The organism is Acinetobacter sp. IK23, assembly GCF_035615275.1.
Lineage (GTDB): Bacteria > Pseudomonadota > Gammaproteobacteria > Pseudomonadales > Moraxellaceae > Acinetobacter > Acinetobacter seifertii.
On record NZ_JANBNX010000035.1, the window covers coordinates 17,571 to 33,723 of the forward strand.

Genomic DNA, 16,153 nt, shown 5'->3' on the forward strand with positions numbered 1-16,153 from the left:
TTTAGTAACCGAGTTCTGGGGCAACTTCAACCTGAGGTTTTAAACCTACAAATGGTAAAGGTGCACCTAAAATTTCAGCAATATGCATTGCTGAAGTCACGGCTGACTCTAAAATTGGCAAGCCATCACATGACCATGAACCACAGTAAAATACTTTACGGTTTGGTTCTAAATGACGTTGCTGTAACTCTTTGTTTAGAGCAATGGTTTGCGAGTCTACAACTGCACGCGTTAAGGTCACTTTTGAAATGATTTTTTTAGGGTCAATATCAGTCACTGGACGCCAAGTTTGGAATACAGGATTTTTACCTACAAGTGATGGCTCAACCGCATTCATCCAAACCGTAAACTGCTGACGAGTAAACTTACGATCCATCATATAGCTCAGCACTGACCAGTCTTTACGGCGTGGCGGCATGACTGTCGCGTCTGTATGAATAACCAAGTCACCTTGCTCAAAACGGAACTGTTTAAGCAGATTCATATCCTCTGCAAACTGCTCAGGGTTTAAGAACTCTTCAATCTTAGATGTTGGTGTCGCCACAATAACGCGGTCATATATGCCCTTATCGCCTTGCGCATTTTCAACCAGTACTTTTTCGCCTTGTTGCTCAACTTTCTTAATTGCCGAACCACTATGGATATCTATGCCTTTAATTAAGCTGTCTACAAATGCAGGTGTACCGCCTTTCATACGCAATAGCATGTCGCCATCAGTTAAGTGCCGCAAAAACTCAAGAAGGTTTTTTGCAGGCCAGTCACCAATTGTTTTTGGGTTACATGTACAAATGGTATAGAGCACTGGCATCACTACACCGTGCCAGAATACTTCTTCTATGTCGTTCTGATTAATAAATTCAGCGAGAGTAATATCTTGATTTTTAGATTTGAAAAACTGGTGGATCGCAGTTTTTAATTGCAACATCCCTTTCACAAGACGCCAGCCATACTGCTGGATGCCTTTACGGTTATTGATAATCGGGAAATTACCAATACGGCTACGAGATGTGGTTAACCATGTTTCAGTACGATCTTCAAATAACCAGCTACAAGACATATAGGTACGAACTGGGAAAGTTTTAATACCTAAGTGTGCAGCAAGGCTGAGTGTATTTTTCCATAGATGCGGGTTCATAACACGCAATGGCGCATCAATAATCCCACCATCGAACTCAATGCTATGGCTATCCATTCCCCGGCCAGGAAGTGCTTCAAATATCGTGATTGTATGTCCTGCATCTTTCAGAATTCTTGCTGCTGCAAGTCCTGCCATTCCACTACCAATAATTGCGATATCCAAAATGATGTCCCATTTTTCGAGAATTTTTTTGATTATCACTCATACCTAAAAAAAACACCGTATTAAAAACTACCAGATTTTTATTTTTTACATGAATTTATACAGAAAAATTTTCTCTGATGAATGCAAATTTATTTATAAAACTTTACAAAAGAAAATAAGTCGATAAAACTTTATATTTTTTAAAAATTTAAAAAAAATTCTTTTAAATAAAATGAGATAATTTAACTAAATTTATATCAAATATTTTACAAAACACTCATTTTACGATATCATGCCACCACAACAATGAGAACTAAGTCACATAAAACAATGCCCAAACAATAATGATATCTATCATAAAAATAGAAACTTTACAGCGAAAAAGCCCGCTATTCACACTTGATAGCGGGCTTTTTATTACTTTGCTTGAATAGCTAATTAAGCTCAAATAAACAATTTATGCTTCTTGCATGAGAGAACCAAATTTTCCACGATTAAAATCATTAATCGCTTCCATAATCTCGGCTTTGGTATTCATCACAAATGGGCCATAACCTTCAATTGGTTCATTGAGTGGTTGTCCAGTCAACACTAGGAATTTAGTGTCTTCTTCGGCATTTAAAATAAACTCAACACCTTCACGAGATAAAATCGCAACGGTTTTACCTTCAAGACGGTTGGTATCATTAATGACCACAGCACCATCTAAAACAACGACAAGTGTAGTATGTCCTTCAGGCACATAAAGGGTGTGTTTTTGGCCTTTGACTAACTTACCATCCCATACGTTTAATGGGCTAAAGGTCGTTGCGGCACCTTTTGAATCTGCATATTCACCTGCAATCACACGTAAATGACTACCGTGCTCATCTAACGCGATGTCTGGAATCTCTTTCGCTTCAATTGCTTGATATTTTCCAGGAGTCATTTTTGAATGAGCAGGTAAATTTACCCACAATTGCACCATTTCAAACAGACCGCCATGCTCTGCAAATTCAGGAGAATGGAACTCTTCATGTAACACGCCTGCACCTGCAGTCATCCATTGTACGTCACCCGTTTTAATGGTTCCGCCGCCGCCACTTGAGTCTTTGTGTGTTACTTCGCCTTGGTAGGCAATTGTCACAGTTTCAAAGCCACGGTGAGGATGCGACCCGACACCTTGTTGTTCGGTGGTTGGTGAGAAGTTATAAGGCGCTGCATAATCCAGTAACAAAAATGGGCTTAGGGTTTGGCCTAAACGGTCATAAGAGAACAGGTTATATACAGGGAAACCATCACCAACCCAATGCATGTGGTTATTTTGATATGCACCAAGAAATTTCTTCATCTGATCTCTCCTATATATGTAGGATTTTCTTGAACTGAGATTGATTTTACGCCTCAATAATTGCAGTTTATAGATCAGGATTAGCAACACATTATTTCATATATGAGACAATCTTAAAATTTGCGGTATTCTTTAAAAGATCGTCCTATTTTTAAAATTCTTAATCCTATTTTTTAGACTTAATCACGACAACAAACTCAACTAGCATAATTTTAGGCACTAACGACCTACTTAATAATTTTTAATTATTTATTTTGATAACATGAGGATATAAAAATGGCTCAAGATTACGCCCGTTTAGACAAGGATAATGCTGCGGTTCTTTTAGTTGACCACCAAGCTGGTTTACTTTCTTTAGTTCGAGATATCGAACCAGATAAATTTAAAAATAACGTATTAGCGCTTGCAGACACAGCAAAATATTTTAATTTACCGACTATTTTAACGACCAGTTTTGAAAATGGTCCAAACGGTCCTTTAATTCCAGAATTAAAAGAACTTTTTCCAGATGCACCATTTATTCCACGCCCTGGTCAAATCAACGCTTGGGACAATGAAGACTTCGTAAAAGCAGTTAAAGCGACAGGCAAAAAACAACTCATTATTGCAGGTGTGGTCACTGAAGTTTGTGTGGCATTCCCTGCTTTATCTGCACTCGCTGAAGGCTTTGAAGTGTTTGTGATTACCGATGCTTCTGGTACTTTCAATGAATTAACACGTGATGCTGCTTGGGACCGTATGTCAAAAGCAGGTGCTCAGCTGATGACTTGGTTCGGCATGGCATGTGAGTTACACCGTGACTGGCGTAATGATGTGGAAGGTCTTGGAGCACTCTTCTCAAATCATATTCCTGATTACCGCAACCTGATGACCAGCTATAGCTTTAATACATCTCAAAAATAAGCTGAATTGCCAAGATTAGAGTGCTTAAGCGCTCTAATCTTAAATTTAAATGGATTGATCGGACATTGATAAGCTCTTTTGATGATTTTTATTATTTCTATTTAGTCGTAAAACACGGCGGCTTTAGTGCGGCTAGTGAAGCCGAAAATATTAGTAAGTCCAAGCTCAGCCGACGCATTATTGACCTTGAAAATAAATTTAATGTTAGCCTCATTCAAAGAACAACCCGCCATTTTAAAGTGACCGATTTAGGCCAAGAGTTTTATGAGGAATGCTGCAAAGTTATTGGCCAAGTTGAATGCGCAGAAAACGTTTTGTTAAAGCAAAAAAGTGAGCCTCAAGGAGTAGTAAAAGTCAGCTGCCCACCTTTAATGATGCATTTTCAAATTAGAAAAATTTTAAATCAGTTTTTAAAAACTTATCCTAAAGTTGAAATATCGCTTGAGCTAACGAGCCGCCGAGTTGATATTTTGCACGATGACATCGACCTCGCGATTCGAACCAATTTTGAACCCAATGAAGATTCAAATTTAATTGTTCGGGATGTAATTAAAACCGACCACTGTCTAGTGGCTTCGCCTGAATTACTACAAGGCCGTACCATTGAGCATTATTCTGAATTACAAGACTTTCCAAGTATTAGCTTAGGCACGCAAAAGCAAAATTATATTTGGCATTTATGCAATATTCGAAATGGTGAATCAGTTGATGTGCCTTATCAACCACGAATCAAAAGTAATGACTTGGCAGGTGTTTACTATGCCGTGATGGATGGTTTAGGCATTGCCGATCTTCCCTTTTTAACTGTCGAATCTGAAATTCGTAAAGGCACACTTGTGCATATTCTTCCTGACTGGAAGTCGAATATTGGCATGCTACAACTGGTTTATGTGTCTAGAAAAGGTCAACGTCTGGTGGTCGAAAAACTCATTGAAACCCTGATTGAAGAACTCAGGCGTTTACCCGAAAGCCATGAAGGGTATTTGCCGACTTAAATAAAAAACCGGTCATGAATGGGCATGACCAGTTTTTGTGAAACATCACATACAGCATAACTGCATGTTTTCGTTCAGAACAAAACGAACCCGCTTTGTTCCTTACTCAGATAAGTCTACGCAGAGGTATTTCATTTCGACATATTCTTCGATGCCGAATTTTGAACCTTCACGGCCTAGACCTGATTGTTTTACGCCACCAAACGGAGCAACTTCATTTGAAATTGCGCCTGTGTTAATGCCGACCATTCCATACTCAAGTGCTTCACCCACACGCCATTGACGAGCTGTGCTTTGAGTAAATAAATAAGCAGCTAAACCAAACTCGGTATCGTTCGCCATTGCCACTGCTTCATCTTCAGTTTTAAAGCGGAATAGCGGTGCAAGCGGACCAAAGGTTTCTTCTTTAGACACTTTCATGTCTTGCGTTACGCCAGTTAACACAGTTGGTTCAAAGAATGTGCCACCTAGTGCCGAACGCTGACCACCAATACGAACGGTTGCGCCTTTCTCAGTTGCATCTGCAATATGAGACTGAACTTTTGCAATTGCATCTTCATCAATTAAAGGTCCTTGAGTTGAACCTTCTTGACGGCCATCGCCAACTTTCAGCTTAGACACAGCTTCAACCAAACGGTCTGCCAGCGCATCGTAAATACCGTCTTGAACATAAATACGGTTAGCACAAACACAAGTCTGACCGCTGTTACGATATTTACTTGCCATAATGCCCTGAACAGCTTGTTCAAGATTGGCATCGTCAAATACCACAACTGGTGCATTACCACCGAGTTCAAGTGAAAGCTTTTTAATAGTTGGCGCACATTGTTGCATCAAGATACGACCCACTTGTGTTGAACCTGTGAAGCTTAACTTACGAACAATATCGCTTTCGCATAGGGTTTTACCAACTTCAACCGCATCACCACTAATGTTAATTAAAACATCAGCTGGTAAACCTGCCTGTAAAGCCAATACTTCAAGTGCATAAGCAGTTAACGGTGTTTGCTCTGCTGGTTTAACCAACATTGAACAACCCGCAGCAATCGCTGGACCTGCTTTACGTGTAATCATGGCAGCCGGGAAGTTCCACGGTGTAATGGCAGCAGTAACACCAATTGCTTGTTTAATCACGAGCAAACGTTGATTTGGCAACGTAGGTGTTAATACTTCACCATCAATACGGCGCGCTTGCTCGGCAAACCAGCGTATGAACGATGCTGCATAACCAATTTCACCACGTGCTTCTGCCAATGGTTTACCTTGCTCAGCTGTTAAAATTTGAGCTAAATTTTCTTTGTGCTCAAGCATGAGGTTGTACCATGCCAATAACACATCAGCACGAGCCAAGGCAGTTTGCTTTTTCCAAGCAGCCTGCGCTTTTGCCGAACGGTTAATTGCAGCTTCAACCCCTGCGCGGTCATAGGTTTTTACCCATGCCAAAGTTTCGCCCGTAGCAGCATCATTTACCTCGATATAGTCATTTGATGCAGGCGCTTCTAACGCAATATCAGGATGTTTTAACAAATACTGCAAAGTATTTTGAATCATGCAGATTGCTCCGTTGCTTTTGCACTACCTGCTTTTAGTGTTGCAAAACCTTGTTTCAAAATATCAACACCTTGACGGAATTGCTCAGCAGGAATGGTTAATGGATATAAGAAACGAATTACATTACCGTATTTACCACAAGTAAGAAGTAACAACCCGTTTTCCATTGCATAGTTTTGTACAACTTTTGCTTGTTCAGCCGTTTCAAGCTCTACTGCAACCATTGAACCTAAAGCACGAATATCAGTTACGACGTCGCCTGTTGCTTGTTGAATATCTTTAAGGGTAGTTACTAACTCAGCACCTAATTCATTTGCACGGTCGCATAAGTTTTCTTCTTCAATCGCATCAATTACCGCGTGCGCAGCTGCAACCGCAATCGGGCTACCTGCGTAAGTACCGCCTAGACCACCTGGGTTTGGTGCATCCATGACTTCTGCACGGCCTACAACACCCGAAATAGGGAAACCGCCACCTAAGCTTTTCGCCATCGTGATAAGGTCTGCTTTAGTCTCGTAATAGTTCATTGCAAACAATTTACCAGTACGGGCAAAACCTGATTGTACTTCGTCAGCCACAAGTAAAATGCCGTGCTTATCGCAAATTGCGCGTAAACGTTTTAAGAACTCAGCTGGTACTACATTGAAACCGCCTTCACCTTGTACTGGCTCAAGTACGATTGCCGCAACATCATGTGGTGCAATATCTTCACTGAAAATATCTTCAACGCTTTCAATTGCTGCGTCTACTGAAATACCTTTAGCAGGTACAGGGTAACGTGCGTGGAATACACCCGCTGGCATTACACCAAAGTCACGTTTGTAAGGTGCGGTTTTACCTGTCATTGCCATCGTCATAAATGAACGACCGTGGAAACCGTTACCAAAAGTAATAATGCCGTGACGACCTGTATAAGAACGAGCAATCTTCACCGCATTTTCAACTGCTTCTGCACCTGTTGTGAAAAACGCTGACTTCGCAGGACCAGCAATTGGCGCACGCTCATTAATACGTTCAGCCAAAGCCACATAGCTTTCATAAGGTGTTACTTGATAGGCAGTGTGCGTAAATTTAGTAAGTTGTTCAGTTACTGCTGCAATCACTTTAGGGTGGCGATGGCCTGTATTTAAAACCGCGATACCACCAGCAAAGTCGATAAATTGGTTGCCTTCCTTGTCCCAAAGCGTGGCATTTTCAGCTTTTTCCGCATACCACTGACACATCACGCCTACACCACGTGGAGTTGCTTGCTGTTTACGTGCGTTAAGTGCAGAATGTTGATTATCCATTTGATTCCCTCATATTTTCATCATCAGTTGCAGCTTTGGTTTCTTGCATCCTGTGCTTAATTTTCAGGGTGCTTTACAACGACTGCCTATGCATGTAATTTCGCTCGTCTGACGCCAACTGACGAGAGCCACTTTTTAACTGTAGGAGAGAGCCAATTGCGTAGTTTACTTGGAGATCATTTGCTACAACGACTCCAACAGGACACTGAAGGGAAACTACATCAACGCCTTTTCCGTTGCCTGCGTGGTGCCATTATTGATGGAGTCATCCAGCCCAAGACTCGTCTACCTGCATCACGTGACTTAGCCAGTGAAATTCATGTTTCTAGAAATACAGTGCTTACCGCTTATGAAAAGCTACAAGCTGAAGGCTACTTAGAAGCCCGTACAGGTCATGGCACATGGGTTGCCGAAAAATTACCAGAGAGTTTTTTAAATACTCAAAATAAGAAAAAAGCGGTTTCAAGCCAGAAAGTTCAAAGCTCTTATGCCCTTTCGCAGCGTGGTTCTAACTTATTAGGCTATGCTGCAGCGTCGCCACACCAATGGGGAGCTTTTGTGCCGGGAGCACCCGATGTAACAGAGTTTCCACATCATATTTTTAGTCGTATTCAAGCACGCCTAAGCCGCGAACCGGACATTAACCGCCTGATTTATAGCAACGCTGGTGGCTGTATCGAGCTTCGAAGTGCTTTGGCAGATTACTTAAGTGTTGCACGTTCGGTTCAGTGCGATGCAGACCAGATTATTATTACCGAAGGCATTCACCAAGCGATTGATTTGGTCTCGCGTGCACTCAGTGATATTGGTGATCGAATCTGGCTTGAAGATCCCGCTTATTGGGGAATGCGTAATACCTTACGGATTAATGGTCTCGATATTCAACCGATGCCTGTCGATGCTGAAGGTATTATTCCTGAAGAAAATCCGACAAAGCCGCCTAAGCTCATTTTTGTCACACCATCACATCAATATCCGCTGGGTTCACATTTAAGCCTAGATCGACGACGCAAACTGATTGAAATTGCACGCCAGCATAATAGCTGGATTGTCGAAGATGACTATGACAGTGAGTTTCGTTTCTCAGGTCAACCGTATCCGTCTTTGCAAGGCTTAGAAAATGATGCGCCTGTGCTGTACATGGGCACATTTAGTAAAACCATTTACCCCTCTTTAAGAATTGGTTATTTGGTCGTACCTAAACCACTTTTTTCACCATTACGCATTGTGGCAGCCGAGCTTTATCGTGGGGGCCATTTGCTTGAGCAAAAAGCCTTAGCTGAATTTATTCGTGAAGGCCATTACGAAGCGCATATTCGCCGTATGCGCCTACTCTATGGCAAGCGCCGCGACTACTTGGTGAGCTTAATTCAACGCTACCTTGGCCCCGAATTTATTCATGAATATGATGAAGCCGCAGGGTTACATCTAGTTTTAAAACTACCGAACGCTTGTGATGATGTCGCGATTGCGGCGACTGCGCTTGAACGTGGTGTCAAAGTTCGACCACTGTCACAATACTACATGCAGTCGCATGCACATGCAGAACGTGGACTGCTTATGGGCTTTGCCTGTGTAAATGAAAAAGATATGGTGATGGCTTTTGGCGTCTTGCTTCAATGCTTACGTGAAGCAGGCGTCCCTACGCTGAATTAGTTTTTTTCTCGTACTAAGCCAAATAAAAAAGAGCCTCGTAGTGAGGCTCTTTTTTATTTAAAAAATTAAACTAACTTTTCTTCATGGCTATGAGTTAAATGAGTCGCTCTACGCTCTTTCCCCCATCCCAGTTTTTCAGACAGCAAACCGAAGAACACAATAATGCCGAACAATGCCGTAGTGTAAATCACTTCTTTAAAATAGGTGCCTTCAATCAGCATGGTAAGAATTGCACCAATAATTGCAAAGATCACCACGTAAGTTAAGTAAGGGAACATCCACATTTTAAAGTCAATTTTCACGCCTTCAGCTTCTAACTTTTTACGCATACGAAGCTGAGAATAAGCAATCGTCAGGTATACATACAGTGTTGCTGCACCTGTTGTTAGCATGAAAAAGTCATACACATCCATACTCTTGGTTGCAGTTAAAACCACGGCAATTACAGAGAAGAAGCATGACACAATCACGCCCACCCACGGACTACTTTTACTGTTTACAGAGCCAAAGCTTTTCGGTGCATCACCACGTTTAGATAATGAGAACAACATACGTGAACACGTATAAAGCGCTGAGTTAAAGCAGCTACATACCGAGGTTAAAACCACAAAGTTTACGATATGGCGCGCACCCGGAATACCAAGCGCAGACAACGTAACGCTATAAGTTCCCCAAGTCGAATCTTTCAAAAGTTCATTGTTGTGAGGAATCAAACATACCGCAACAAACATTGAACCGACGTAGAATAAAATAATTCGCCAAACCACTGAGTTCGAAGCCTTACGAATTTCTTTAGATGGGTTTGCAGACTCTGCCGCTGCTACAGTCACAATTTCAGCGCCAATATAGGCGAACATCACCCCAAGTAAGGCGGTAATAACGGATGAACCGCCATTAGGCATAAAGCCTTGAGAGGTTAAATTACTGATACCAGATGCAGCTGGATTACCCCAAGGCCACAAATGCATGATGGCTAAGCTACCGATCACCAAGAAGATCACAATCGCAATCACTTTGATGAGAGCGAACCAGAACTCGAATTCACCATAGTTCTTTACGTTCTGCAAATTGACTGCAACCAGTGCACCAATCACCACGGTCATATAGACCCAGATCGGTATAAATGGGAACCAGTTATTTAAAATTTTACCTGCCACATAAGCTTCCCACCCCATGAGCATTGCCAGCGTACACCAGTACAACCACCCAATTGAGAAACCTGCCCAACGACCGATTGCACGATCCGCATAAGTTGAAAAAGAGCCACTGTCGGGGTTTAAAACGGCCATCTCGCCTAGCATACGCATGATGAACCAAACGAGTAGTCCACCTAAAGCATAGGTTAAGAAAACCACAGGCCCTGTGTTGTAGATGATACTGCCTGAGCCAACAAAGAGAGAGCCACCAATAACCCCTGCTATCGAGATCATGGTTAGATGGCGTGATTTAAGTCCATGTTTTAAACTTTGGGAGTGATTGGCTTCAGAACCATTTTGATGAGCTGCCATATCATTTTCCTTAATATATGGAGGATATCGGCTAGTCTCGGAAATCCTCCGAAGCCAAAAAATATCCCCTAAAAATTTAGCCGTTCTGCTCAAATCCTAAAACAGAAAATTCACTGAGCTTATCCGGCGCTTCCGTATGCATACTTCCAATGGCTTTAATTTGTCGTTTCGGCTCTCAAGAAACGAGAGCCATTTTTGTAATAAAAGAGAGAGCCAATTGCAAAATTTATACGCAAAATTGGCCCTTTTTGTATTAAGTGAGGCTAAATGGCTTTTAGTTTTTATTTTAAGCAGTTTGAAATACTTTAGTTTTGTTCAGAAATTAATAACGCTTTTGTGCCTGTTTCCAAGGCTCTAAATATATGCTTTTGATCGGCTGGATAACAAATATAGTCTCCAACACCCAGCTCAACCGCTTCATCAATTAAACCCACCAAAGCTTTACCTTCAACCACAATAATATGTTCGACAGAACCGACCGGATGTGGTTCTGAAAGACGATCTTCACCCGGTTCAACAATCAATAAATACACATCTCGGCGCGCATGTGGCGGACAGGTTGCCAATAAAATTGCTTTGTAATTAGCAATCTCAGAGCTGACTGTTGGCCCATTGCCACAGCGAATAACTTGCACTTGATTGCTCGGTTCTTCCATTAAACGTGCAAATGGAATATTGAGTGCAACACAAAGTGCCCACAAAGTTTCAATGCTAGGGTTACCTTGCCCTGCCTCTAATTGAGAAAGTGTAGATTTGGCAACACCTGCACGGCGCGCAACCTCTGCCAATGAAAGACCTGCTCTTTGGCGTTCACGCGTTAAACCTTTGGCAATAATTTCAATTGGCTGAGACATTCACCACACCCGTTCTATAAAAAAACGATCGTTCGTTTTGACAAAACAATCAGACTTATTCATTATAATGGAAAATCGTTCGTTATATCATGCTATGTCTACATACTCTCTGATTAAAAAACTTAGTAAAGATACTACTCGCTCGATTTTCTTTGTGTGTCTAGCAACCAGCGTGGTTGGTATGTCTTTAGATTCACTCGCTGCAAGTTATGGCTTAGCACTCTGGATTCCACTTTGCCTGTCCGTATTTGTGCTCGCAGGAACTGCTGAATTTATCTTTATTGGATTCTTGGCGGTAGGTGGTAGTCCAATTGCGGCTGCAATTGCAGGACTACTCGTCAATTTAAGACATCTACCTTTTGGTATTGCGGTCAATGAACTGATCCGAGGCAAATTCTCTCAGTATTTTGGGGCTCACATCATGAACGATGAAAGCGTTTTGTTTGGCATGGCACAACCTGACTTCGAGACAAAAAAAGCTGCTTATTGGTTATGTGGTATATGCATTATGCTGACTTGGCCACTTGGTGTAACGGCGGGTTATTTTATTGGAAGTGCTATTCCAGACCCTAAAACATTTGGCTTAGATGCCATTTTCCCAGCGATTTTGATTGCACTTACTTTTAATGCTTTAAAGAATAAATCTACCCGAAAAGCGGCATTTGCCGGATCAACTTTGGCACTGATTACCACACCTTTTTTGGCCTCAGGACTTCCAATTCTGATTTCACTTTTTGGCTTAATATTTGGTAGAAAAAAATGAATCAACAATTACTCATTATTTTGGGAATAGGCTTGTTAGCACTTGGAACATATGGGATTCGTTTTGCTGGTTTTCACTTAGGCGCCAAGTTTACTTTTTCTGAAAAATACCAAGTTTTACTCTCAAATGGCGCAACCGTTTTGCTCTGTGCAATTGCCGTGACCACTACATTTTTTGAAGGCCAACATTTCGCAGGTTTCGCGCGTATATTTGGGGTGACACTAGCACTGTTCTTGGTTTGGAAAAAAGTACCGCTGTTATTGGTGATTTGTTTGGCTGCTGTTGGCACGGCAGTTCTACGTTTGCTGGGAATTGAATAATAAAAAACGCTAGCTTCAGCTAAAAAACCTAATGATAATGTCAAAAAATTAGCATGATCAACAGTGATAATTTAACTTTAAAAAAGTTATTCCAAAGTTTGTAATTTTTGAGCACCTCTAATAAATCCAATATAACATACGCATGATGAACCAAACGAGTAAACCACCTAAAGCGTAAGTTAGAAAAACTACAGGTCCCGTATTGTAAATAATACTACCCGAGCCTACGAATAAAGAGCCACCAATTACCCCTGCTATCGAGATCATGGTTAGATGGCGTGATTTGAGTCCATGTTTTAAACTTTGGGAGTGATTGGCTTCAGAACCATTTTGATGAGCTGCCATATCATTTTCCTTAATATATGGAGGATATCGGCTAGACTCGGAAATCCTCCGAAGCCAAAAAATATCCCCTAAAAATTTAGCCGTTTTGCTAAATTCCTAAAACAGAAAATTCACTGAGCTTATCCGGCGCTTCCGTATGCATACTTCCAATGGCTTTAATTTGTCGTTTCGGCATTCAAGAAACGAGAGCCATTTTTGTAATAAAAGAGAGAGCCAATTGCAAAATTGGCCCTTTTTGTGATTTTATTCAATAAATGATTTAGTCAATTAATTAATGCCTTTGAAGAAAGAAGAAAGCTCTTTCATTCAAAAAAAAGTTTCTCAAGTCAACATTAAAATAGATCAATACCATATACTAAATAATATCCCATGCACAAAAGCAAACTGAAGCCACAAGTATAACCTTCACGATAAAGTGAACACTTTCACTTTTCATATTTAAATATGAAATCAAGGCAATGCCTGCTAAAACTATCCAAAATAAAGAAAATGCCGAGAATAAACTTGAAAGAAGGAATACAACTACAATGAGTGGTATAAAAGATAAAATTCCAATAAATAAGACAGATAGCAATTGAGAACAATAAATAAATCTATGGCTCACCCCATAGCCACGCCAATAATCCAGCATCTTCATGTTCAAATTTTTCAATGCAAACTCCATCGAGCCTACAACAAAAAGTTGTAAAAACAGTATGGCAATACAAATACTTTTAATTAAAAAATATGACCATTCCATACGATGATGAATAAAGAACGCACCAAATATAAAAGCACCAAACACAATCAATGCAAAAATGTTAAAAAGTTGGTCTCTACTGCATAAGTAGCGAATTTCGATCAGTACTAAATTGATAAAAAATTTATTATTTATTCTAACTAATAAAAATTTAGGAATCTCGGACTTTCGGATCTCTGCATCACTACCAAAGCCAATCGCCATCATCAACAAAACGACCAATAAAGAATCAATTGCGATAGCCCAAAAATATAATCCGAAGACTGAAACAAAAACTTTAGAAATGATTGAAAGCATCATAAAAATGAATAAATACTTTTTTTTATACAATGCAATAACTTGAAGCAGCACAAGATGTAAAAGCATCAACAGAATTAAGATGATCTGATAAAAACTATAAGGACTATAAACTTCATCATACACAACATACGCTATAGCGATGCAGAAAGGAAAAATAGCAAACAAATCTACAACCATCAGCAATATAAAATCTATCGCATGTTTTATATATTTATGATAAGGCTGAATATTAATGAAATTTCTAAACTCTCCTCCTAACAATAGATTTCTTTGCTTTATCACTAAGCCAACAAATAAAAATAGGATGAATACCCATGTAATTATTGATTTTACGATGCTCCCCTGCATTGTCAAATTTAATACATATGATGAGATGGTAATTAAAATAGGAATAAACGCAGGCCCTAACAGTAGGCCAATCGTTAAGATCGCTTGATTTCTTCGGCCTAAAGCGTCAAAAGTTGAGTTCGCATAGAACCTTAAGCGCCAAGATAATATTTTGAAAAATATTTTCATAAAATAGCATTTATTTAAATTTCAAAAAATTATCGAAATAAGTCCATACTTAACTCAATCGCATTTAGATTCGAGCGAATCGTTAACTCATGACAAGTCATAATTATTAATCTCTCTTGTTCCAGTTCTATCAATAAGTGCTTAAATATTGCAACGGACTTAGCATCCAAACCATTGGTTGGTTCATCAAATATCAAGACTTTCGAATCTGTCATCAGTGCAGAAATGAGCATAATTTTTTTCACCGTACCTAATGACAAGTTCGCAACAGGAGTTTTCATATGCTCATTTAAACTAAATTGATCAACCAATGCATCAACAGCATCTTGAGGTACTTCTCTGATTGAGCGAATTAACGCTATAAACTCTTCGCCAGTAATAAATGGGTAAATGGGACATGCATCTGGAACATAAGCAATATTGGAATATAGTGACTTTTTTTCGTTTTCATTCTGTTGATCAACAAATACAATCTCACCCGATGTAGGTACAATGCAACCAGAAATAATCCCTAAAAGCGTGGACTTCCCAGAACCATTTTCACCAACAATACAATGAATGCCACTTCCTGAAAATTCATAATTACAATCCCTAATGATAATTCGACTACCATATTTCTTAGTTACGTTGTTTAATTTTATCATCGTTTTCACACAAAATATTTATAGATCATTGCTATTAATGGAACCTATATGATTTTCTCTTGCAATCTAGCCCGTTCAATATATTTAAATTAAATTTTTGAAATTTAAAATTTTCTACGCATTTAATTTTCACTTTATCTTTCCAATGTTTAAAATCTAAGTATTTTAATATCATTAATTATGAAGCAATTTTTAGACCATTTTATTATTTGCTTCTAATCTTGAAATTCTTTTTAAAGAAGCTTATTCCAAAATTATCTATAGATATTCTATAAAAGAAGCTTAATTTACATATGCTCTAGAAATCACTTATATACTCAATAAAAAAGCCCTTTTCACCATATGAAAAGGGCTTTTTCAAACGCTGTCAGGCAGATCTAAAAGGGTAAATCATCGTCTAAATCAGCTGGTGCAGATGCTGGTTGTTGCGGCGCTTTAGGAGCAAATCCACCACCTTGCGGGCTGTTGCCACCATTACCAAAACCACCTTGATTACCATAACCACCGCCATTGTTTTGACCGTAGCCGCCACCTTGGTTGTTATTATTTTGATAACCGCCACCTTGTTGAGGTGCGTTAAAACGTGGTTGATTAAAATCATTACCGCCAGCGAAACCTTGTTCACCTTGTTGACGAGCATCTAACATTTGCATCTGGTCGCCACGGATTTCTGTCGTATAACGCTCTTGGCCATTTTGATCTGTCCATTGACGTGTACGTAATGAACCTTCAATGTAAACCTTAGAACCTTTACGTAAAAACTGCTGAGCAATTTCCCCTAAACGGTTATGCAAAACAATACGGTGCCATTCTGTTTGTTCTTTACGTTCACCTGTATTTTTATCAGTCCAAGATTCACTTGTCGCGATCGAAAATTGGGTCAACGAGCCCCCATTTGGAAAAGTTTTTGTTTCAGGATCACGACCCAAAGTACCAACCAAGATGACATTGCTCATATTAGTTTTACTATAAGGTGTAGTATCCATTTGTTTTTTTAAATAAATTTCTGAATATTTAACAAATAATACTATAAGGCTTTGTTGCATAAAGCCTTTGAAGGTAAAGTTTTCCTAAGTTGCTAAAATTTAGGTTACAACTTGGGTATGAGGTCTGCCTAATTCTGTAAATTTATTTAATACGGCTACACGTGCATGGATC

14 protein-coding genes and 1 pseudogene are annotated in these 16,153 nt (G+C 39.8%); 5 read left to right on the forward strand and 10 right to left on the reverse strand.

Going from position 1 to position 16,153, the window contains the following annotated elements; translation table 11 throughout:
• Position 1 precedes the first annotated feature (1 nt).
• Complete coding sequence (locus MSG95_RS17140; RefSeq protein WP_191010593.1) at positions 2 to 1,300, reverse strand: FAD-dependent oxidoreductase; 1,299 nt, start codon at positions 1,298 to 1,300, stop codon at positions 2 to 4.
• A gap of 439 nt (positions 1,301 to 1,739) precedes the next feature.
• Positions 1,740 to 2,612, reverse strand: coding sequence for a pirin family protein (locus MSG95_RS17145; RefSeq protein WP_077165884.1), 873 nt, complete (start codon positions 2,610 to 2,612; stop codon positions 1,740 to 1,742).
• A 276-nt stretch (positions 2,613 to 2,888) separates the two neighbouring features.
• Here MSG95_RS17145 and ycaC point away from each other — a divergent pair, with 276 nt between their 5' ends.
• Together ycaC and MSG95_RS17155 are read left to right on the forward strand one after the other, a co-directional pair.
• Positions 2,889 to 3,515 (forward strand): isochorismate family cysteine hydrolase YcaC, encoded by a 627-nt coding sequence (ycaC, locus tag MSG95_RS17150; RefSeq protein WP_077165885.1) that lies wholly within the window; start codon positions 2,889 to 2,891, stop codon positions 3,513 to 3,515.
• A 20-nt stretch (positions 3,516 to 3,535) separates the two neighbouring features.
• Positions 3,536 to 4,510 (forward strand): LysR substrate-binding domain-containing protein, encoded by a 975-nt coding sequence (locus tag MSG95_RS17155; protein WP_077165886.1) that lies wholly within the window; start codon positions 3,536 to 3,538, stop codon positions 4,508 to 4,510.
• A 102-nt stretch (positions 4,511 to 4,612) separates the two neighbouring features.
• On the opposite strand, the gene MSG95_RS17160 is transcribed toward MSG95_RS17155, so the two are convergent.
• A complete protein-coding gene (locus MSG95_RS17160) occupies positions 4,613 to 6,061 on the reverse strand; it encodes an NAD-dependent succinate-semialdehyde dehydrogenase (protein WP_004705037.1) in 1,449 nt (482 codons plus the stop codon).
• Positions 6,058 to 7,350: a 4-aminobutyrate--2-oxoglutarate transaminase gene (gene gabT, locus MSG95_RS17165; RefSeq protein WP_077165887.1), complete on the reverse strand. Its 1,293-nt coding sequence runs from the start codon at positions 7,348 to 7,350 to the stop codon at positions 6,058 to 6,060. Before gabT ends, MSG95_RS17160 begins: the two co-directional genes overlap by 4 nt.
• A gap of 156 nt (positions 7,351 to 7,506) precedes the next feature.
• Here gabT and MSG95_RS17170 point away from each other — a divergent pair, with 156 nt between their 5' ends.
• Positions 7,507 to 9,006 carry a PLP-dependent aminotransferase family protein gene (locus MSG95_RS17170; protein WP_077165888.1) on the forward strand — a complete coding sequence of 500 codons (1,500 nt, stop codon included), beginning with the start codon at positions 7,507 to 7,509 and terminating at the stop codon, positions 9,004 to 9,006.
• Positions 9,007 to 9,071: 65 nt separating this feature from the next.
• Here MSG95_RS17170 and MSG95_RS17175 read toward each other — a convergent pair whose 3' ends face one another.
• Both MSG95_RS17175 and MSG95_RS17180 read right to left on the reverse strand, forming a co-directional pair.
• Positions 9,072 to 10,514: an amino acid permease gene (locus MSG95_RS17175; protein ID WP_068935232.1), complete on the reverse strand. Its 1,443-nt coding sequence runs from the start codon at positions 10,512 to 10,514 to the stop codon at positions 9,072 to 9,074.
• A 305-nt stretch (positions 10,515 to 10,819) separates the two neighbouring features.
• Entirely contained in the window at positions 10,820 to 11,368 is a 549-nt protein-coding gene (locus MSG95_RS17180; RefSeq protein ID WP_077165890.1) for a helix-turn-helix domain-containing protein, read from the reverse strand.
• 67 nt (positions 11,369 to 11,435) lie between these two features.
• On the opposite strand from MSG95_RS17180, the gene MSG95_RS17185 reads away from it, so the two are divergent.
• Both MSG95_RS17185 and MSG95_RS17190 read left to right on the forward strand, forming a co-directional pair.
• Positions 11,436 to 12,131, forward strand: a complete 696-nt coding sequence (locus tag MSG95_RS17185; protein WP_324624902.1) for an AzlC family ABC transporter permease — start codon at positions 11,436 to 11,438, stop codon at positions 12,129 to 12,131.
• The gene (locus tag MSG95_RS17190) at positions 12,128 to 12,451 is read left to right on the forward strand and encodes an AzlD domain-containing protein (RefSeq protein WP_077165892.1); all 324 of its coding nucleotides are present in this window, start codon (positions 12,128 to 12,130) and stop codon (positions 12,449 to 12,451) included. The genes MSG95_RS17185 and MSG95_RS17190 overlap by 4 nt, the downstream gene beginning before the upstream one ends.
• A gap of 132 nt (positions 12,452 to 12,583) precedes the next feature.
• Here the strand turns inward: MSG95_RS17190 and MSG95_RS17195 are convergent.
• From MSG95_RS17195 to ssb, 4 genes and pseudogenes are all read right to left on the reverse strand, one after another.
• A pseudogene (locus MSG95_RS17195) lies at positions 12,584 to 12,796 on the reverse strand (GABA permease); the annotation flags it as partial.
• Between the two features lie 355 nt (positions 12,797 to 13,151).
• Positions 13,152 to 14,351, reverse strand: a complete 1,200-nt coding sequence (locus tag MSG95_RS17200; RefSeq protein ID WP_139344801.1) for a DUF6136 family protein — start codon at positions 14,349 to 14,351, stop codon at positions 13,152 to 13,154.
• A gap of 29 nt (positions 14,352 to 14,380) precedes the next feature.
• The gene (locus MSG95_RS17205) at positions 14,381 to 14,995 is read right to left on the reverse strand and encodes an ABC transporter ATP-binding protein (protein ID WP_077165895.1); all 615 of its coding nucleotides are present in this window, start codon (positions 14,993 to 14,995) and stop codon (positions 14,381 to 14,383) included.
• Positions 14,996 to 15,372: 377 nt separating this feature from the next.
• On the reverse strand, positions 15,373 to 15,951 hold the full coding sequence (gene ssb / locus MSG95_RS17210) for a single-stranded DNA-binding protein (protein ID WP_324645146.1): 579 nt from the start codon (positions 15,949 to 15,951) through the stop codon (positions 15,373 to 15,375).
• Positions 15,952 to 16,153: the final 202 nt, after the last annotated feature.